General features: G+C 36.2%; 17 protein-coding genes. 6 read left to right on the top strand and 11 right to left on the bottom strand.

The annotated features are described in order from the left end of the window. Positions 1–56 precede the first annotated feature (56 nt). The 8 genes from ACFO7M_RS10670 to ACFO7M_RS10635 all read right to left on the bottom strand — a co-directional run bounded on the left by ACFO7M_RS10670 (position 57) and on the right by ACFO7M_RS10635 (position 8,843). Positions 57–947, bottom strand: coding sequence for a YARHG domain-containing protein (locus ACFO7M_RS10670; RefSeq protein ID WP_379735577.1), 891 nt, complete (start codon positions 945–947; stop codon positions 57–59). Further along, entirely contained in the window at positions 944–1,510 is a 567-nt protein-coding gene (locus tag ACFO7M_RS10665) for a DUF2306 domain-containing protein (RefSeq protein WP_379735575.1), read from the bottom strand. The genes ACFO7M_RS10670 and ACFO7M_RS10665 overlap by 4 nt, the downstream gene beginning before the upstream one ends. Positions 1,511–1,585: 75 nt before the next feature. Continuing rightward, on the bottom strand, positions 1,586–2,341 hold the full coding sequence (locus tag ACFO7M_RS10660) for a carboxypeptidase-like regulatory domain-containing protein (protein ID WP_379735574.1): 756 nt from the start codon (positions 2,339–2,341) through the stop codon (positions 1,586–1,588). A 117-nt stretch (positions 2,342–2,458) separates the two neighbouring features. Beyond that, the gene (locus ACFO7M_RS10655; RefSeq protein WP_379735572.1) at positions 2,459–4,369 is read right to left on the bottom strand and encodes a DEAD/DEAH box helicase; all 1,911 of its coding nucleotides are present in this window, start codon (positions 4,367–4,369) and stop codon (positions 2,459–2,461) included. 176 nt (positions 4,370–4,545) lie between these two features. Then, entirely contained in the window at positions 4,546–5,121 is a 576-nt protein-coding gene (locus ACFO7M_RS10650) for a non-canonical purine NTP diphosphatase (protein ID WP_379719197.1), read from the bottom strand. 325 nt (positions 5,122–5,446) lie between these two features. Beyond that, positions 5,447–6,025 carry a GDYXXLXY domain-containing protein gene (locus ACFO7M_RS10645; RefSeq protein WP_379735570.1) on the bottom strand — a complete coding sequence of 193 codons (579 nt, stop codon included), beginning with the start codon at positions 6,023–6,025 and terminating at the stop codon, positions 5,447–5,449. Then, complete coding sequence (locus ACFO7M_RS10640) at positions 6,015–7,295, bottom strand: DUF2157 domain-containing protein (protein ID WP_379735568.1); 1,281 nt, start codon at positions 7,293–7,295, stop codon at positions 6,015–6,017. Before ACFO7M_RS10640 ends, ACFO7M_RS10645 begins: the two co-directional genes overlap by 11 nt. Positions 7,296–7,514: 219 nt before the next feature. Continuing rightward, positions 7,515–8,843, bottom strand: coding sequence for an APC family permease (locus ACFO7M_RS10635; RefSeq protein WP_379735567.1), 1,329 nt, complete (start codon positions 8,841–8,843; stop codon positions 7,515–7,517). Between the two features lie 217 nt (positions 8,844–9,060). Here ACFO7M_RS10635 and ACFO7M_RS10630 point away from each other — a divergent pair, with 217 nt between their 5' ends. Beyond that, the gene (locus ACFO7M_RS10630) at positions 9,061–10,320 is read left to right on the top strand and encodes an aminotransferase class I/II-fold pyridoxal phosphate-dependent enzyme (protein ID WP_379719185.1); all 1,260 of its coding nucleotides are present in this window, start codon (positions 9,061–9,063) and stop codon (positions 10,318–10,320) included. A 55-nt stretch (positions 10,321–10,375) separates the two neighbouring features. On the opposite strand, the gene ACFO7M_RS10625 is transcribed toward ACFO7M_RS10630, so the two are convergent. Then, complete coding sequence (locus tag ACFO7M_RS10625; RefSeq protein WP_379719182.1) at positions 10,376–11,494, bottom strand: GTP cyclohydrolase; 1,119 nt, start codon at positions 11,492–11,494, stop codon at positions 10,376–10,378. Between the two features lie 3 nt (positions 11,495–11,497). Next, positions 11,498–12,559, bottom strand: coding sequence for a transporter (locus ACFO7M_RS10620; RefSeq protein WP_379735565.1), 1,062 nt, complete (start codon positions 12,557–12,559; stop codon positions 11,498–11,500). A gap of 96 nt (positions 12,560–12,655) precedes the next feature. On the opposite strand from ACFO7M_RS10620, the gene ACFO7M_RS10615 reads away from it, so the two are divergent. From ACFO7M_RS10615 to ACFO7M_RS10600, 4 genes are all read left to right on the top strand, one after another. Then, positions 12,656–12,922, top strand: coding sequence for a DUF4834 family protein (locus tag ACFO7M_RS10615; RefSeq protein WP_379719176.1), 267 nt, complete (start codon positions 12,656–12,658; stop codon positions 12,920–12,922). 124 nt (positions 12,923–13,046) lie between these two features. Then, entirely contained in the window at positions 13,047–15,467 is a 2,421-nt protein-coding gene (locus ACFO7M_RS10610; RefSeq protein WP_379735563.1) for a YfhO family protein, read from the top strand. A gap of 10 nt (positions 15,468–15,477) precedes the next feature. Then, positions 15,478–15,852 carry a fluoride efflux transporter CrcB gene (crcB, locus tag ACFO7M_RS10605; protein WP_379719170.1) on the top strand — a complete coding sequence of 125 codons (375 nt, stop codon included), beginning with the start codon at positions 15,478–15,480 and terminating at the stop codon, positions 15,850–15,852. Further along, positions 15,852–17,126 carry a glycosyltransferase family 4 protein gene (locus ACFO7M_RS10600; RefSeq protein ID WP_379735561.1) on the top strand — a complete coding sequence of 425 codons (1,275 nt, stop codon included), beginning with the start codon at positions 15,852–15,854 and terminating at the stop codon, positions 17,124–17,126. The genes crcB and ACFO7M_RS10600 overlap by 1 nt, the downstream gene beginning before the upstream one ends. Positions 17,127–17,319: 193 nt before the next feature. Here ACFO7M_RS10600 and ACFO7M_RS10595 read toward each other — a convergent pair whose 3' ends face one another. Next, the gene (locus tag ACFO7M_RS10595) at positions 17,320–18,015 is read right to left on the bottom strand and encodes a hypothetical protein (RefSeq protein ID WP_379735559.1); all 696 of its coding nucleotides are present in this window, start codon (positions 18,013–18,015) and stop codon (positions 17,320–17,322) included. 236 nt (positions 18,016–18,251) lie between these two features. Between ACFO7M_RS10595 and ACFO7M_RS10590 the strand changes: the two genes are divergently transcribed. Next, positions 18,252–19,433, top strand: coding sequence for a M28 family peptidase (locus ACFO7M_RS10590; RefSeq protein WP_379735557.1), 1,182 nt, complete (start codon positions 18,252–18,254; stop codon positions 19,431–19,433). Positions 19,434–19,457 lie beyond the last annotated feature (24 nt).

The raw sequence follows: 19,457 nt of genomic DNA, 5'->3' as shown, positions 1-19,457 counted from the left end.
AGGGAATCGCAATGCTTTGAGATATTGTGTATTTCTTTCCGTTTTTTATAAATGTGTTACCTTCCGAAAGTATCATAATTCTCTTCAGCATATTTCTCAAAACGCTGTAATAATTTGATGTTTTGTTTTTCAATTACCGTTAATTCGTTGGCTACATCATCAGAGACCGGTACGTACCAGTCTACCGGATCAAAGAATTGACGGTAGGTTTTCTTTTTGAACGTATAACCATGACGTGCAAAAATGGTATTGCGTAAGATTTCCAGTTCTAGCTTTTTAAGGTTCTTCACATCGCTTTCTTTTAAAAGGGTAGTGGAGGAGTTTAATTTGGTTACAATATCCGACGCCGTTCTGTAGAGTTCATCTTCATAGGTTTCTTTTTCGCCATCTTCCGTTTCATATTCAACCGTGTCTATTTTCATCGAATATTGGTCCATGAATTGTGTGTAGTCTTCATCATTAGGTAACATCAGATTCGGATTGTAGGCAAATTTTTGTTTGGTCAGTTTGTAGACTCTTTTTTTAACAACTGCTTTTGGGTTATTGGGAATCCATTCTCCTGCAAGGGTATCATTTTTAATGATAAAGGTAAATACACCGTCACGTTTGCTATCTCCCGGTTCTTTTAGTTCGAAACGGAATTCATTCAGATCGGCTACTTTTACTTCTCCGGATAAAAGGCGTTTGTTTCCGGCTACTACATTTTGCCCGAGCACTTGATTGCCCACAATGTTTTTGATGACAATGTTGATTTTATTCGAGTGAACGAATTCGCCCACCGTGTCGTATTCTTCAGCAATGAAATCGCCCACCCAGTTGCCATACAGTTCTTTGAATTGTTCGGCATCTTTGACAACGGTTTCTTTTTGTGCCAATGGTTTTTCAGCTTCTTTTTTACAAGAAACCAAGACAGCAAAAAGTGCGGAAACAACAAGTAGTTTTTTCATATTTTAAATCTTTTAAAGAGATAGAATTCTATAATTAGTAGGTTCGGTATCCATCCCAACCACGCAATGATTTGGTAGACATCCATGGGTGAAGGTTGGAACAAATATACCAAAATAACTTTCCATAAACGTAGGGTAATTGCCGAACAGGTTAAAGCAAAGCTGCGGTACATGAATTTTTGATGTGCTGCGATATTTCTTTGTTGGATGGAAGTGAATGCTTTCAGCGTGAAATAAAACCACAAAACGGCTAACAACACAAACGATATTTTGGAAATGCGTCCGCCATTGGCAAAACAACCAATAAATAAACCTGAAGGTGCCGCAAACAATAGAATGGTTCCCACGTATAGTTTGCCCATCCAACGGTGAATGCGAGGTTTTGTATTGAGTAGGTTGTTGTTGAATTGTGTAAATCCTGCCAACAGGCAAAATACCGAGGTCAATACATGTGCATAGAATATCGGAAGATATAAGGGAACGCCTAAAACTTCGGTTTGTTTGATATTCAGGAAAGCCACTTGAGCACTTAGGGGTATGTATTTGAGTGTAATTTCCAGCATTAACCAGAAAAAGTAACCAAACAGTACCAGCCAGAGTAGGCTTTTATAATGACGGATTAGTTGCAAGAAACCGACTTATTTTTTCTTGAGTACTTTGTATTCTTCGTAGCATCCGCTTACGGCATCCAAAACCTGAAGGTCATTGGCGCTTTTCATGAACGCTTCAGAATAGTTACAACGTGCTAAGATTTCTTGTAATTCCTTTTCGTTGATTCCTAACATCGCGTAAATGGTTTGACGGTCATACGTTGTTTGTAGTATTGTGCGTAGATTGTCGTCTTTCTTTAATTCACGTAGTTTTTTCAATTCCTTCGGTTTTTTACCAAAGAAATTATACAAGGCATCGGCAGGATTGAATAAGGAGCCCATTACACGGGAGAAGGCATTGGGAGAGTTTTCACCACCTTCATATCTTTTGGTTAAACCGGCAATAGAATACCAGTAATTTTCTCGTTCCGGGATTAGTTTGGCATCCACTTCCAGATAACCGGTCAATGTATAAGGAGCTATGACAATCTCCTGTAGAGCATAGGCTTTTTCGATTAGTGTAATTCGCGAAGTACGGTTTTTTATCCAGTCGTTGGTAACTCTAACTTCTATAGACTGGAAGCCTAAGCAGGAAATTAATATTATGTCGTTAACATCGGCATTGATTTCGAAATTACCATCATTATCCGAAATGGCTCCTCTTACTTTATTGGTGTTAACAATGTTCGCATTACTTATGGGAACTAAGGTGTTGTCGTTTATAATGGTTCCTTTAACGGTTGTTTCTTGAGAGAATACCGGGGAGAAAAGTAGGGTCAAAAAGAAAACTACAAAATATTTCATACTGATTTTTAGAAGTTCTAAAAGTACTAGATATTTTGTAGTTTCACTATGATTTAAAAGAAAATTAACAACTTTATTTCATAAAAGGCACTGGCCTTTTATTCAATAAGAAATCGTTTAGCTTCTTCTTGGTCTTCTTTCTCTTGGAGCGCTTGGAGAATCAGAACGTCTTTGGATAGAACCCGGACGTCTTTCGTTTCTTGGAGCTCTGTCTGAAGAATCACTTCTTCTTTCTGAAGTTCTTCCTTCGCCACGTCTTTCTGTTCTTGGAGCTCTGTCAGACGAACGCGATTCGCTTCTTCCGCCAAAACCACCTTCTCTTCTTGGAGAAGAACTTCTTTCGCCTCTGAATCCGCCTTCTCTTCTTCCACCAGAATTTCTTCCGTTGTGGTCACGACGTGAAGAATTTCCTCCACCGTCATTTTTAGAAATTTCAACGTTGATTCTTCTTCCGTTAAGGTCGAATCCATTCAATACTTCCATTACTTTGGCAGTGTGCTCACCATCCGTATTAAAGAAAGAGAATCCTTCTTTAACATCAACTTTGAATACGTCATCACGACCTAATTCCAATGTTTCTTTTAAGAAGTCTTTCAATTGCATCCAATCGAAATCATCTCTTGCACCGATATTGATGAAGTAACGTACTGGATCACCAGCTCTGATTTCTCTTGGTTCTGAACTTCTTTCGCCTCTTTCTCCACCTTGACTTGATAAGTCACGTTTTGATTTGTAGTACGATAAGAAACGGTTGAATTCAACAGAAACCATTCTTTTTACCAATTCTTCTTTAGTTAAGTCTTGGAAAACTTCATAGATAGCTGGTAAATAGTTGTCGATTTCGTGATCAATTTCCGTATCGTGGATTTTGTTCGCTAAGTGCAATAACTGGATTTCACAGATTTCGATTCCGCTAGGGATTGATTTTTCTTCAAACTTTTGTTTAATGATTTTTTCAATCGCGTGAATCTTACGGATTTCACTCTTCGTTACGATAACAATAGATGTACCTAATTTACCTGCACGACCTGTACGGCCAGAACGGTGGTTGTAAGTTTCGATTTCATCTGGTAACTGATAGTTTACTACGTGAGTTACATTGTCTACGTCGATTCCACGAGCAGCAACATCGGTAGCAACCAACATTTGAATTTGACGACCACGGAATGCTTTCATTACCCCGTCACGTTGTGCCTGAGATAAATCACCATGTAAAGCCGCAGCGTTGTATCCGTCTTCGATTAATTTTTCAGCAATAGATTGTGTATCACGTTTTGTACGACAGAATACTACCGAGAAAATATCTGGATTAGCATCTGCTAAACGTTTTAATGCTTCATAACGGTCACGAGCGTTTACCATGTAGAATTCGTGAGATACTGTTGAAGAACCTGAGTTCTTAGTACCTACAGTGATTTCTTGAGGATTGTGCATGAATTGTTTTGCAATTCTTGCTACTTCCTGAGGCATAGTAGCCGAGAATAACCATGTGTTTTTTTCATCCGGAGTGTCTGATAATATCGAACAGATATCGTCATAGAATCCCATGTTTAACATTTCATCTGCTTCATCAAGCACACAAAAGTTAATGTTTTTAATGTTCACAAGCCCACGATTGATCATGTCTTGCATACGTCCTGGAGTAGCCACAATAATCTGTGCACCTCTTTTTACTTCACGCGCCTGCTCGGTAATGCTTGCACCACCATAAACCGCAACGGTGTGTAAGCCCTTAATGTATTTTGAATATTGTTTAATCTCGTTAGTGATCTGTAAACAAAGTTCACGTGTTGGCGATAAAATTAAGCCTTGAGTGCTTTTGTCATCAGCGTCGATTTTCTGGATTAACGGAAAGCCGAAAGCGGCTGTTTTACCTGTTCCAGTTTGTGCCAATGCAACAATGTCTGTGTTTTGCTCCAATAGTATTGGAATCGCTTTTTCCTGTACTTCTGACGGATTCTCAAATCCTAGATCTTTAACCGCCAGCAGTAGCGATTCATTCAATCCTAATTGTTCAAATTTATTCATTATCTATTTTTAAATTGGGTGCAAAAGTAGTGTTTATAAACGATATAAACTAGCAGAATCTTTTTATTTGTGATTTTATTAATCTTTGATAATCAATAATTTATAAAAATGGATGTTGAAAAAGATTGAAGAATTACAGATTTAAGCGTGGGTTTGTTGAGAATTTATCAAAAAAATTAAAGAGATTCTAAGTAAGAAATCAATGATTTTACCGCTTTACCACGGTGACTTATAGCCGATTTTTCTTCCAAAGTGAGTTCGGCGAAAGTTTTGGAGTATCCATCAGCAGTGAAAATAGGATCATAACCGAATCCATTGTTGCCTTTCTTTTCGGTCATTATGGTTCCATTAATAATTCCGGTGAATTGATGTTGTTCACCATTTATATTTAGTGCGATGACCGTTTTAAAGTTGGCTTTGCGGTTGGTTTCATTTTCCAGTAGGCTTAATACCTTATTCATATTATCCTCATCACTTCTTTGTGGTCCGGCATAACGAGCAGAGTAAACTCCGGGTTCACCGTTTAAAGCATCAATTTCCAATCCGCTATCATCGGCAAAGCAGGGATATCCAAAATGCTCGGTTACATAATTGGCTTTAAGTAGGGCATTGCCTTCTATAGTAGTAGCCGTTTCAGGTATATCTACAAAACATCCGATATCTTCAAGACTTACTACTTTAATATGTGAAGGAACTAATTGTTGAATTTCCTTGATCTTGTTTTTATTGTTGGAAGCGAATACGAGTTGCATTGAGTGTTATTTTTTTCAAAAGTAAGAAAAATCTAAAGTTTAACAAGAAATGCGGAAAAACCGTACACAACATTCAGATATCTGATATACTTTTGACATATAAGTTTTAATTGAACAAGCAAACTAACTAGAATCTAATCTTAAAAAGAATGAATTAAAAAAACCTAGAGAACAGAATACTACAAAAAACTATTAGATTGGGGACAAAAGTCAAATGTTTTTTAAAAGTTAATACCACATCTGTTTCACTATTTTTCAAAATTTTAACTCCATTTAGAATTTGTTCTTTAATTTTAGAAGATTAATTCGTTAGAAAAGCCACTCTTTAGAGTGGCTTTTCTTTTTTAGTCTTTTGCTTGCTGTAGTCTTTGATTGAAATGTTATTAATAATTACATCTTTCACAATTGCCTCTCCATCTTTTACAGCGACCAATGCATACACATTGTTTTGTATTGCTGATACGGCTTGGTTGTATTGTTTTTCTGCTTCGGGTGCTTTGTATTCGTTCATGTAAAAGCGATCGAAAGGAAAGTTTAAAAGTACTTGATATTGGTCTACAGTTTTATACATTCTAACGTCATTCAGTTTAATGTAATCACCACTTTTTGGTTTTTGGTTACTAATTTTACTGATTTTTGCGAACCCTTTTTCAGTGGTAAGCGTGGCATAAATAGCATTGGCTGTTGGAATTTCTTTTTTGATGAAAAGATCATCTTCTTCAAATGATAGGTTGATGTATTTACCTCTAAAGGGATCATAGGGATCAATAGGTTGTGTTTTGAATTTGTACAATTTTCCGGTTTCCAGTACGTCATTGTTGTGCGTTACCATTTGAACTGGAACAGCAAGTTGCGCAAAAACCATAACAAAAAATGCTATAAGGACTAGGGTTTTAGTTTTCATTTTGTTTGCGTTTTTTTAGTAGATAGTAATTCATCAGGAAGAAACCAAGACCGATACCGATAAATAATACGCCTCGAACAACGAAACTCATATTGGTATCGAAAAACCTGCAAATGGTTAATATGGAAATAATCAGTAACCCGAAGTTGAGTTTGTATAAACTGTTGCTTTCTGCTCCATTTCTAATTTCTGTAACACCAATAGCAAGAACAAATATATTAACGACCGTAATTATAAAAGCGTTTTCATTTCCTGCGAGACTATACAAAATCGTAATGAGAACAAATCCAAGGCTTACAGGATTGATTTTTAAAAGTTTGGTTTTCTTTAGGTGCATATACAATAGTACAATTGCAGTTATGAAAAGTGTGATCCATACCAATGAATCCAATTGATTTACCTTCTCATTTTCTCTTCCTATTTCGTTCCATGGAAATTTGAAACTAAGAATAAAGAGTAGAAATAGTGTGCCGGCTTTTCCAATGAGCCAATACGCATTTCGGTTTTGATTGTTGTTCAAAAAGAAATTTTGTTTTCCGATGAGGTAAAATATAGCCAATAACGATGCAAAACCGATAAGCATTAATGTGTTGGGTTCTTTAGAAATACTAGGTAGACAAAAAAGAAGGGAACCTGCGAAAAACCAATGGTGGAATCGGGTAAAGTTCGATGATGGATGGTTTTTAATTAAATTATAATAATGAGGAACGAGTGTTAGTAGTAATAACCAATGTATCCATCCATTTGATTTTGGATAATCGTAATGTGCTTCCGAGCAATACCAGACAATGCCTAGGATAGCGAGAAGTGATGTGAATGAAGAGCGCATGATGTATACTAATGGAAGAGAAAGTACGATCCATGTTAGTAGAAATCCTTCCATGTCTTCGGGGAGATTGTAAATTTGGGCAATTAATGAGATGGTTGCGGCGATGGCGAATACCAGAAATGTAGCGCTGCTTTCTTTCCATGTGATTGAGTTCGGTAGTTTGTTCAATGTATACCAACAAGCCACTTGGCCAAGTACCAAAGGGATAAATGCCACTACGGTTTTTGTAGTAATGGAAAAGTCATCCCAGTTATGTGCTACAATTAATATAATACCTAAGCCGCCCAAGATCGCTCCCAGTATTCCAAAAATGGTAAAGAGGCGGTTTGGATTTGTTGATGCCTTTCTTTTGTAATAGTCGGTGATTTTTGCTGCAACTTCATCGGTGATAATTCCGTTTGACAGCAATTCCGGCAGTTCTTTCAAGATGTTATTTGACATTGGAATAGTTTAAGATGTAACTAATGTAGGTTTTTTTCTTTAGATTGTTCGATAATTTGAGTATTCGGTTGTTGGATTCCTTTTTACCGAAAGAAATTTCATAAGGACAGGAGCAAGAATTCTTATTACAGTAAAGCGTTTTCTTTGGGTTGAAGGAATACATTCAAAATTCAAAGGAAGAAACCTTCTGAATGTATCGCTAATTCTTCAATAGGTTGTTTATTTCCTCTTCAACAAATTGAATGCAGGATAAGAAGCAATAACAATCCCAATTAGAACAAGTAAGCTTTTATAATCGGCAATGGCAAACCCTGTTAATAAAGCAAGCACGACACCAACTAGAAGCCAACTACTGAAAGGGAATCCTTTTTGGCGATAAGGTCTGTGTAAATCCGGTTCCGATTTTCGTAATTTAATTACCGAAGCATAGGCTAATCCGTCTACAATTAAAACGGTGAAAGTACCTAATGCAAACAATTCAGAGAAAGACCCGGAAAAAATATAAACGATTTCGAGTAGGCAAATGATACCCATAGCAATGTATGGAGATCCTTTTTTGTTGATAATAGCACCTTGAGGAATAAAATGGCCACTTCGGCTTAAACCAAATAAAATTCGCGAAGGCACCATGATAAAAGCATTGAGGATGCTGGTTAGTGATAAAATGGCAATCAAGGTAAAAATTACACCTCCGGTTTTGCCAAAAATTAGGGTAGCTGCATCGGAAGCGGCAAGAGAAGAGCCTGATAAAACAGCGGTTGGTACCACACTTAATAAAGCCGTATTGAAAAGAATATAAATGATAATGACAATAATGACACCGATGAAGAGCGATTTAGGTAATTCTTTACCCGGGTTTTTAAATTCTTCGGCAAAATAACAAGCAGCGTTCCATCCGCCATACGTTCCGATAATCAATTGGAGCGATTTAAAAATAGCAATGATTATTCCACCTTGAGCCAAAGGAGTTGTATTGGTTGTTTCATTAAAAAGCAAACTCTTTCCGAAGGCAAAATAAAAACAAGCGATAATCAGAAAAGCGAAAACACAAACTTTCAGCAAACTTGTGATTTTTTGAAAGATATCTCCGTTTTTCACACCACCAATATGATATGCAGTAAAAGCAACCACGATGCTAATGGCAATTAGAATTTCGTATCCTTTTAAAGTTGGAAACAAGAGCGCTAAATATTCGGCGATGGCAATACTAATATAAGCAGGAGCGAGCGAATTGACCAGAAAGTCAAACCAACCTGTAAGAAAACCTAGGTAGGGGCCAAATGCTCTTTCGGCGTAGTTATAAGGGCCACCGGCTTTCGGAATCATTGTTCCTAATTCGGAATAAGCACCAATAGCCATTATTAAATACAATCCGCCCAATAGCCAACACAGAAGAATGAGCCAATGATTTTGTAGCAAACCGACAATGATGCCAGGGTTGTATAAGATTCCCGAACCAATGACACCACCAATTGTAACGGCAATGCCAAAACCTACTCCTAAAATACTTTTAAGATTGTTTTTTTCTGAAGAATTTTTTTCGATCATAGCCAAGAATAGCAGAATTATAAATGAAGGAAAGTGCTTTTGTGAAACTACTTTCGTTTTGTGAAGCTAAATATATGGTTTTAAAATTTATAAGCTTTGATTTTTAAGAAATAAAGAGACGGCTGTTCGTAAAAAAGAGTGCATTATTTTGCTAAATAATTATGTTTAAAAGACAGAAATAATTACTTTTGGGGCGTTTTTAAAACACAATTTTATCATGGTGAAAGATTTATTTGAAAGAATTCAAAACAATAAAGGTCCGTTAGGGAAATGGGCTTCACAAGCAGAGGGTTACTATGTTTTCCCTAAGTTGGAAGGAGAATTAGGACCAAGAATGCAATTCCACGGAAAAGAAATATTAAACTGGTCAATTAACGATTACTTAGGATTAGCAAATCATCCAGAAGTACGTCAAGCAGATATTGAAGCGGCTCAGCAATACGGAGCGGCTTATCCGATGGGAGCGCGTATGATGTCAGGTCATACAACGTACCACGAGCAGTTGGAAAATGAATTGGCTGAATTCGTAATGAAGGAAGCAGCATATTTGTTAAACTTCGGTTACCAAGGGATGGTGTCTATTATTGATGCTTTAGTGACTAAGAATGACGTGATTGTGTATGATGTGGATGCGCATGCTTGTATTATTGACGGTGTTCGTTTACATATGGGTAAACGTTTTACGTATAAGCACAACGATATTGAAAGCATGGAGAAAAACTTACAACGTGCGACTAAATTAGCAGAAGAAACTGGAGGAGGAATTTTATTCATTACTGAGGGTGTTTTCGGAATGCGCGGTCAACAAGGTAAGTTGAAAGAAATTGTTGAAATGAAAAGTAGATACAATTTCCGTTTATTGGTTGATGATGCACATGGATTTGGTACATTAGGTAAAACAGGAGCTGGAGCAGGTGAGGAGCAAGGTTGTCAAGACGGAATTGATGTGTATTTCTCTACGTTTGCAAAATCGATGGCTAATATTGGAGCTTTCGTAGCAGCAGATAAAGATATTATTGATTATTTGAAATACAATTTACGTTCGCAAATGTTTGCTAAAGCGTTACCAATGATTCAAACAATTGGTTCATTGAAACGTTTGGAGTTATTGCGTAAATCATCAGAGTTAAAAGACAAACTTTGGTTGAACGTAAATACATTACAAAACGGATTAAAAGAAAGAGGATTCAATATTGGAGATACTAATACGTGTGTTACTCCAGTATATTTAGAAGGATCTATTCCAGAAGCAATGGTAATGGTGAACGATTTACGTGAAAACTATAATATTTTCTTGTCTATCGTTGTATATCCGGTAATCCCTAAAGGAATTATCTTATTAAGAATGATTCCTACAGCGACGCATACATTAGAAGATATTGCTGAGACATTGTCTGCCTTTGAAGCGATCCGTGAGAAATTGACAAACGGAACGTATAAAGCGATTGCTGATAAAACGACAGTTGACGTTTCTTAATTTAAGAAAATGAAACCTATAAAAAAAACCATCCAGATTAGGATGGTTTTTTATTTTATAAATCTTTTTTGTAGGTTCTTCTTCTTCTGAAAATAACGGGATCAAAGTGTTTCCAGATATTATGGATGGCAACGTTGTCTTCCAATTCCGGAGTACGCACACATTGTTCGATACCCAAGGCTTTGAAGGTGTTGTAGTATTCGTTAAAAATAACCGCTGTGACACCTTTGCTTTGGTATTCTGGATCGACACCAATAAGATAGAATAATACTTCTTTGCTTTGTTTTTTAGCTTTTAGCAAATGATAAAAACCGAAAGGGAATAGTTTACCTTTTGCTTTTTGTAGTGCTTCGCCGAAGCTTGGCATTACGATGCTGAAAGCAATAATTTTATTGTCTTTATCCACTACAAATTTGATGTATTCCGGATTGATAAAACCAATGTATTTCTTTTTGAAATATTCTTTCTGTACATCATTAATAGCAACAAAAGACGATAAGTTGGCATACGATCGATTGAAGAGGTCAAACATTTCATCCACATACGGCATGATGTCTTTTGTTTTAGTAAAGTTGACAGGTCGAAGTTCGTAGCGTTTTTTTATCAGTTCCTGTGCTTTCAAGAAGAATTCCGGTTTTACATTCGAAAAAGGGAATTTGTTTTCCAGATATTCCTTCTCTTTTACGTAGCCCAATTGTTCTAAATGGGTTTTGTAATAAGGGAAGTTGTACCAAGTAATCATGGAGCCTATTTCGTCGAAACCTTCGGTTAAAACACCTACTTTGTCTAGGTTGGAAAAACCCATTGGACCTTCTACATGCTCTAGGTTGTTTTGTCGTCCGAATTCGTACACTTTTTCAAGTAATGCTTTGGTGACTTCGATATCGTCTATGACATCCCACCATCCGAAACGCACTTTCTTTTTTCCTTGATTGTTTACTTCATCCCAATTGATAATGGCAGCGATTCGGCCTACAATTGCATTGTTTTTATAAGCCAAGTAGAAATGAGCTTCGGCATTACTAAAAGCCGGGTTTTTGGTTTTGTCAAAAGTTTCGATTTCTTCCTGAATCAAAGGAGGTACCCAATACGGACTGTCTTTGTATAGTGAAAAAGGGAATTTGACAAATTGTTTGATTGCATCTTTAGAATTGGCTTCAATTATTTTGATCATGGCTTAGGGTTCAATTTCGTCTTCTAAACGTTTTGTTTTTTGTTCTTCTTGTTCCTGTGTAGATTTTTCAGGTAAATCTTCGTCTTTATTTTTACGTTTCTTTTTCGCTGCTTTTTCTTCGGCTTTTTTCAAGTCTTCTTCGGATAAGACTCCGTTTTTAGACTTTTCTTCTTTCTTTTCTTTTACTTCTTTACCATCTTTGATTTCGATGTCTTTATGTTTTTTATCGAAACGCCATGAGAAACCGATACCGCCATAAACCAATCCAGGAGTGGTCTTGATGTTTTTACTGATAGAAGCATCGACTTGTAAATTGTCCATCAATAAGTGAGTGGCACCTAAAGTGAAAATTCCGTCAGAGTAATAATCGCCTTTTATTCCTTTGTTTTCTAGAAATGCCGACCATTTTTCATTTACACCATAGGTAACGGTAAGGATATAACCAAAGTTTTTAGCATCTGAAGTGATTTTGTCGGCAATTAAATTGGTTACAAAAACCCATTTTCCTTTGAAGTGGTTTTGGGTAATCAACATAATTTTTGGACTAACAGTTGCTTCGTTTGGGATACTGTAGTCATTGTCCATAGTATAATTAATTCCTGCGTAACCTGAGATTGCAGGAATAAGGCTTTTCCATTTGAATTTTTTATTGGCTTTCCAGCTATAAATATTAGGTTTTTCTTCACCTTTTTTATACGGATCGTAAAACAAGTATTTTGCACCTAATGTAGTATTTCGTAAGCCACTTCTGTTATCGTTCAGTATGACGCTTTTGTATTTATCCATTTGGTATTGTACGTCCAAAGTTAATTCGAACTGTTCTCTCCAGATACCGTAACGAGCAGTGAGATCTAAACCAAAACCATTGGCTTTATAATCAAGAACATCGTGGTTTTCATTGATGTAATACAACCCTGATTCCAATTGGAATACTTTTTTACCAACCGCAAAAGCTCCGGCAGATTTTCCGGGACGGTTGGAATTGATCTGGTCTGTGAATTGCGAGTAGGTTGAGGTTGAAGCGGATAGTAAACTTCCTAATACAATCAATCTGAGTAATTTCATTTTTATAGTATTTGAGAAAATCAAATGTAACATATTTTATCTTTATTTTAAGAATGTGATTGCCAATAATCCGTATTTTTGAAAAAAAAATGAATCATGCAAGAAGCATCTCCAATGGGCTTGTTAAAAGTCATTATTTATATCATCGGATTTTATTACTTAGTTAAAATTTTGACCCGCATTTTCATGCCTATGATCATGAAAAACATGATGGAAAAGGCGCAAGAAAATTTTAATCGTCATTACCAGCAAGGTAATTTTAATCAGCAAACCAATCAGGATTTTACTACTCCAAAGAAAGAAGGCAATCCCGTATCCAAAAAACAAGTAGGCGAATATATTGACTACGAGGAAATTGATTAATTTCTGAAACATTTGGTTTTCGATTATTCTTCATAACCGCCAAAAATCAAAAATATTGTACGGGGTATTTTAAATCTAAAATTTAACGTATCTTCACGCCTTGATTTGAATAACCTGAATATTTATGGACAAACTGAAGCGTTTTTATCCACACGCATTGGCCTTATTAGGCTTCGTATTGATTGCAATTATCTATTTTTATCCTGTTTTACAAGGAAGAAAAATTCTACAATCTGATATCGTTCAATACAAGGCAACTGCAAAAGAATTAATTGATTACAGACAAGAAACAGGGAAAGAAACCTATTGGATAAACAGTTCGTTTGGAGGTATGCCTACCTATCAGTTAGGTGCTCAATATCCGCATAATTACATCAAAAAAGTAGACAGTGTATTGCGTTTTCTTCCACGTCCAGCTGATTACTTATTTTTATACTTTTTAGGCTTTTATATACTGCTTTTAGTCTTAAAGATGAAACCATTAAAAGCTTTTTTTGGAGCTTTAGCTTTTGGTTTTTCGACCTATATGATAATCATTTTAGGTGTAGGACATAATGCCAAAGCGCATGCCATAGCTTATATGCCTATGGTTATAGCCGGAGCTATATTAGTTTACCAAAGACGATGGATAGTAGGTGGTTTGCTCACCATGGTTGCTGCCGCTTTGGAACTTAATGCGAATCACTTTCAAATGACGTATTATTTGTTGATATTCTTGTTGGTTTTGACCGCATTTTATACTTACAAAGCAATCAAAGAAAAAGAATTAAAAACGTTAATGTACAGTTTTGGAGTATTTGTAGTTGCAGGTTTAGTGGCTATTGGTACCAATGCTACTGGTATTTTGGCTACACAAGAGTATGCCAAAGAAAGTAATCGTGGTAAAAACGATTTGACGTTCAATCCTGATGGATCTAAAAATACTAATGAAAACGCCATTAGCTACGATTATATTACCGCTTACAGTTATGGTATTGCGGAAAGTTTCAATTTATTGTCACCGAGAATTTTTGGTGGTTCCAATAGTGAAAATGTAGGAACTAATTCGGAAATGTATGAATTTGTAATTTCCAATAATGTTCCAGAAGATCAGGCTAAAGAAATTGTAAAAGGTTTGCCAATGTATTGGGCAGATCAGCCCGGCGTTTCTGCTCCAGCTTATATTGGTGCAATCGTTTTCTTTTTAGCTGTTATCGCTTTATTTATTGATGATAGAAAATTAAAGTATGCTTTCTTAGGAGGCGCAATCGTTTCTTTGCTATTGTCTTGGGGTAAAAACTTCCCATTACTTACAGATTTCTTTATTAATTATGTGCCTTTGTATAATAAATTCAGAGCCGTTTCTTCTATTCAGGTAATTTTAGAAATATGTATGCCTGCTTTGGCTTTGATGGGATTGCAAAGTTTCTTTAAAGCAGAGGAAAAGGAGAAATGGAATGCGCTTTGGAAATCGGCTGCAGTTACCGGCGGAATCTTAGTTGTACTTCTATTGGCTAAAGGAATGTTCAGTTTTGCAGGAGGTAGTGATGGTTATTTAGGACAAACATACGGACCGGAATTTGTAGATGCCTTAAAGGCAGATCGTAAATCAATGTATACTAGTGATTTATTACGTTCTGGTTTATTTATTTTACTTGCATTTGGTGCATTGTACCTAACAATAAAAAATACGATTTCTTCTAAAGCGGGAGTTGTTGTGGTTGGAATTTTAATGGTTGCCGATTTGTTTTTAATTGACAGAAACTATGTAAACGCCGAAAGTTTTGTGAATCCGGTTGAAGTAGACGAACCTTTTGTAGAAACGTCTTTCGATGCCGAAATCAGAAAAGACAAATCGCATTATCGTGTATTTGAAGTTTCGGGTGACGCCTTAATGAACGCAAGAACGTCGTATTTCCATAAATCCATCGGTGGTTATTCTGCAGTGAAGCCAAAACGTATGGAACAGTTGTTTGACTATCAAATTACCAAAAACAACATGCAGGTTTTAAACATGCTGAATGTGAAATATTTGATTCAAACCAATGAAAAAGGAGAGCAAATAACCATTTTAAACACACAAGCAAATGGAAATGCGTGGTTTGTAAACGAGTTGAAATTTGTAAGAGGTGCTGATGCCGAAATGAAAGCTTTGGATAAATTGGACACTAAGAATGTTGCAATATTGGATTTGGGTGAATATGGTAAAGGGATTAATTTACCTTTCCCGAAAAGAGATGCGTCAGCAAAAATCGAATTGATTGCTTACGAACCTGACGAGATGAAATATGTTTCCAACAATCCTAATGAAGGTTATGCCGTGTTTTCGGAAATGTATTATAAAAATGGATGGAATGCTTACATAGACGGGAAACCGGTAAATCACGATAGAGTGAACTATGCGCTTAGAGGTTTGAGAATTCCAGCTGGAAAACACAATATTGACTTTAAATTCGAACCGCAAGTCGTTAAAACCGGAAGTACCATTGCTTTAATTAGTTTTGTAGTAATGATTCTATTAATTGGAGGTGGTGTTTATCTAAACCGAAAAAAAATAGCAAGCTAAACCGATTTTCTTGAAAACCATTGTTTACATAGCTGTCGGAGGAGCAATAGGAAGTGTTTTGCGGTATCTTATGAACAGTGTTGTCGCAAAATGGAGTACTACGGCTTTTCCAATAGGAACATTTCTGGTTAATTGTATAGGGTGTTTAATGATCGGATTGTTTTTTGGCTATTTTGAGAAATACAATGTATTGTCAAAAGAGATGAAACTATTTTTAATTACCGGTTTGTGTGGAGGTTTTACTACTTTTTCGGCTTTTTCTGTTGAAAATGTCGGATTACTTCAGAGTAATCAAACGGGAACGATGTTGCTTTATACTGCTTTGAGTGTTCTAATCGGTTTTACAATGACGTGGTGTGGAATGTTAATTGCTGCAAAATTATAATGAAGAAAGTACTTATTATAACCTATTATTGGCCACCAGCAGGCGGACCCGGTGTTCAGCGTTGGTTGAAATTTGTCAAATATCTTCCTGATTTTGATATTCAACCGATAGTTTATGTTCCGGAAAACCCAATGTATCCCATTGTTGATGAAGGTTTGGTAAGTGAGGTTTCGGATAAAGCAATTGTTCTAAAAAATAAAATTGTTGAACCCTACGGATTGGCATCTGTTTTCTCAAAAAAGAATACGAAAGGTATTAGTTCGGGGATAATTCCCAATCAGAAGAAACAAACTTTCTTACAGAAAATGATGCTTTGGGTGCGCGGAAACTTGTTTATTCCTGATGCTAGGGTTTTATGGGTAAAGCCTTCTGTAAGTTATTTAAAAAAATATATAAAGGAAAACGGAATTGATACTATCATTACTTCAGGTCCGCCACACAGTCTGCATTTGATTGGTTTGCAATTAAAGGAAGATTTACAAGTGAAATGGTTGGCCGATTTCCGTGATCCATGGACGACAATTGGATACCATTCGGCATTGAAATTATCAAAATACGCCGATAAAAAACACAAATTACAGGAAAAAGCCGTATTGAATACCGCTGACACGATTATAGTTACTAGTAAAACAACCAAAGCTGAATTTGAACGTCTAACTACAAAACCAATCGAGGTGATTACTAATGGTTATGATGTAGAAAAGGTAACGAAACAACCTTTGGATGAGCAATTTACATTGGCACATATTGGTTCGTTATTATCCGACAGAAATCCCAAGATCCTATGGGAATCTCTGAGTGAATTGATTCAGGAAAGTGAAAATTTTGCTCGTTATTTTCAATTAAAATTGATGGGGAAAGTGAGTCAGGAAGTTCTGGATACTATAGCATCTTTTGGATTGAATAACTATTTGAATAATCTTGGATATGTTTCACATCAGGAAGCAGTGGAACACCAAAGGAAATCACAGGTTTTATTGTTAATTGAAATTGATTCTGAAGAAACGAAAAGTATCATTCCAGGAAAGGTTTTTGAATACATTGTATCGGAAAGACCTATACTGGCAATTGGTCCGAAAGATTCTGACTTTGCCGAAATAATTACATCGACCAATACCGGAACTTTTTTTACATATACTGAAAAAGATCAATTGAAAGCAACTATTTTGAATCACTTTGAGAAATACCTTCAGAGGGAATTAAAGGTGTTTCCTATAGGTTTACAGCAATATTCACGTAAAAATCTTACCGGACAATTATCCAAGTTAGTATAGTTTCACTTTTTAACCGGATTTCCCTAGCCCCGGTTGCAGCGGCATCCTGCTTTGTGAGGAACGAACAAAGGCAGATACAGCGGAAGACGGGAATCAGCTCCAAAAAAGAAAACTCCGTAGTATGGCGACCACGGAGTTAACAAAACAAACCAACCTAACCAAATTTATATGAGATCTACTCGTCTCACAAAACTTATCTTTTATTTCTTTCTTCTTCTTCTTTTTTCATTGAAGAATCTTCAATTTTAGCTTTTGTACCGTCTGCTTTGTAGTAGTAGTAATCGTCATCATCGTTTTCATAACCACCACCTCTTGGATAATCATTTCTAGGATAGTCGTTTCTTGGCGATTCATAGCCTCTTGGGTAATCGTAGCCATAGCTTCTTCCTTTTACGTTTCCGTACATATCAATGATACATCTTTTACGGTCATATACAATTCGTAATCCACCTATTTGTGTTAGTGCAAAACTGTTGTATTTCATATATACAGTACCAATTCTGTTAACTCTATCGAAAGCATCATAGTTGATGAATGTATTTCCAACTCTGCGAACTCTACCGAAAGCATCATGTTCTATGCGTACTCCGTAGTTTACCGGATGTCTTTCTACAGTAACTGTGCCTCTACGACCAGCGGTTTTAAAATAGTATCCGTCGTTAGGATTCGAGTCTTGTGGACGTGTGTTGAAATCAAAATCTCCATTTGGGAATACATAAAATTCTATTCCACGTTCCATAAAGCTGATTGGTTCTGCATCGCGGTAATCAATTGCCTTGTGCTTGCCGTAAGCTTTTCCATTATTGTCAGAAAAAACAGGATTTTCTGACGCATAGGCCATACTTCCTGCCAGGAAGATGCTGGCCACTAAAAGTGTAATCTTTTTCATAATACAATAATTTAATGGTTTGCCTACTCTTGCGATTTTCGGCTTCGTCGAACAAGTTATTTTTTCTTGTTGTTTAGCTATATCCAATTTGCGTGCCAAAACTAATTGTATGCGTGCCTAATTTTTTAAAATAATTGTAAGTAACTGATTATTAATGGGTTTGCCGATGGTTGTTTTTTTTAACGGAAAGGCTTACTTTTGTTAGAAAACCAAATCAAACTAAACTAAAAAACTTAATGAAAACCAAACTACTGTCTTTTTTGACGATTTTAACCGTTAGTACTTCCACATTTGGACAAACATTTATTCAACGATATGCTGATATCGCGAATCAGGTATCCCAAACCAATATCACCAATAACCTGACTCATTTTGAATCGCTTGGGGTGAAGTATAGAAATACACAAGCATTAGAAAACACTTATCAATGGTTATTAGCACAGTATTCTTCATTCGGATATACACCAGCTCAGATTACAACCGATACTTATTCTTATTCAGGAAGTACTTGTAAAAATGTAGTGGTGACAAAAGTGGGAACAGTGTATCCCAATACTTATGTTATTGTTTGTGGACATTACGATTCTATTAATGGTACGGGAACCAATGATAATGGAAGTGGAGTAGTAAGTATTCTAGAAATTGCCCGATTGCTTCAGAATGTGGAAACGGAATATTCTATAAAATTCATCAATTTCAGTGGAGAAGAAGATGGATTGAAAGGAAGTCAGCATTTTGTTTCCTCAGTAGTGAATGGAACGACTCCTAAAATGGATATTCGTTTGGTCTTCAATTTGGACGAAGTGGGTGGTGTAGCCGGTATGACTAATAATACCATTACTTGTGAGAAAGACACCAGTGGAACACCATCAACTAATAATGCGGCTTCGGCTACTATGACCAATCAATTGATTACTTGTGTTGGATTGTACTCTCCTTTGCAGACGTACCTTTCCAATGCATATGCTTCCGATTATATGCCTTTTGAAGATAACAATGAAGTTATTACCGGTTTTTTCGAAAGAAATGAAACAAGTCATAAACATACAGCTACCGATTTATTGGTGAACATGGATCCGGTTTATAATTTTAAAGTGGCAAAAGCAGCAACAGGAGCTGTGCTGCATTTTGCAAAGGCGGCAACGACTTTAAATAATGAGGAATTTGAAATGGATTATCAAGTGCGTTTTTTTCCAAATCCGGCAAAAGATAGTCTTCAGATTACTTTGGGTAGTCTGAATGTTGATCAATATGAGATTTGTATAACCGACATGAACGGAAAAACGGCACTGCAGAAAACAATTGCAACGCCCAAGTTAATAGAATCACTTGAAATTAGTGGAATGTCCAAAGGAATGTATTTGGTAACCTTAACTTCGGGTAAAAGAAAAGTCAGTAAGAAAATTGTAATAGAATAAAAAAAAGCCTCATTCGAGGCTTTT

This window comes from Flavobacterium sp. GCM10023249, from assembly GCF_042653365.1.
GTDB lineage: Bacteria > Bacteroidota > Bacteroidia > Flavobacteriales > Flavobacteriaceae > Flavobacterium.
Note: the sequence above shows the minus strand (reverse complement) of the source record. Positions and strands in the feature narration are given on the sequence as shown.

Coding starts and splice junctions, on each gene's coding strand:
- ACFO7M_RS10600 (WP_379735561.1), top strand. CDS start 15,852: ATGAAGAAAGTACTTATTATAACCTATTATTGGCCACCAGCAGGCGGA.
- ACFO7M_RS10645 (WP_379735570.1), bottom strand. CDS start 6,025: ATGAAAACTAAAACCCTAGTCCTTATAGCATTTTTTGTTATGGTTTTT.
- ACFO7M_RS10665 (WP_379735575.1), bottom strand. CDS start 1,510: ATGCTGGAAATTACACTCAAATACATACCCCTAAGTGCTCAAGTGGCT.
- ACFO7M_RS10635 (WP_379735567.1), bottom strand. CDS start 8,843: ATGATCGAAAAAAATTCTTCAGAAAAAAACAATCTTAAAAGTATTTTA.
- ACFO7M_RS10590 (WP_379735557.1), top strand. CDS start 18,252: ATGAAAACCAAACTACTGTCTTTTTTGACGATTTTAACCGTTAGTACT.
- ACFO7M_RS10620 (WP_379735565.1), bottom strand. CDS start 12,559: ATGAAATTACTCAGATTGATTGTATTAGGAAGTTTACTATCCGCTTCA.
- ACFO7M_RS10610 (WP_379735563.1), top strand. CDS start 13,047: ATGGACAAACTGAAGCGTTTTTATCCACACGCATTGGCCTTATTAGGC.
- ACFO7M_RS10655 (WP_379735572.1), bottom strand. CDS start 4,369: ATGAATAAATTTGAACAATTAGGATTGAATGAATCGCTACTGCTGGCG.
- ACFO7M_RS10625 (WP_379719182.1), bottom strand. CDS start 11,494: ATGATCAAAATAATTGAAGCCAATTCTAAAGATGCAATCAAACAATTT.
- ACFO7M_RS10670 (WP_379735577.1), bottom strand. CDS start 947: ATGAAAAAACTACTTGTTGTTTCCGCACTTTTTGCTGTCTTGGTTTCT.
- ACFO7M_RS10595 (WP_379735559.1), bottom strand. CDS start 18,015: ATGAAAAAGATTACACTTTTAGTGGCCAGCATCTTCCTGGCAGGAAGT.
- ACFO7M_RS10660 (WP_379735574.1), bottom strand. CDS start 2,341: ATGAAATATTTTGTAGTTTTCTTTTTGACCCTACTTTTCTCCCCGGTA.
- ACFO7M_RS10615 (WP_379719176.1), top strand. CDS start 12,656: ATGCAAGAAGCATCTCCAATGGGCTTGTTAAAAGTCATTATTTATATC.
- ACFO7M_RS10640 (WP_379735568.1), bottom strand. CDS start 7,295: ATGTCAAATAACATCTTGAAAGAACTGCCGGAATTGCTGTCAAACGGA.
- ACFO7M_RS10650 (WP_379719197.1), bottom strand. CDS start 5,121: ATGCAACTCGTATTCGCTTCCAACAATAAAAACAAGATCAAGGAAATT.
- ACFO7M_RS10630 (WP_379719185.1), top strand. CDS start 9,061: ATGGTGAAAGATTTATTTGAAAGAATTCAAAACAATAAAGGTCCGTTA.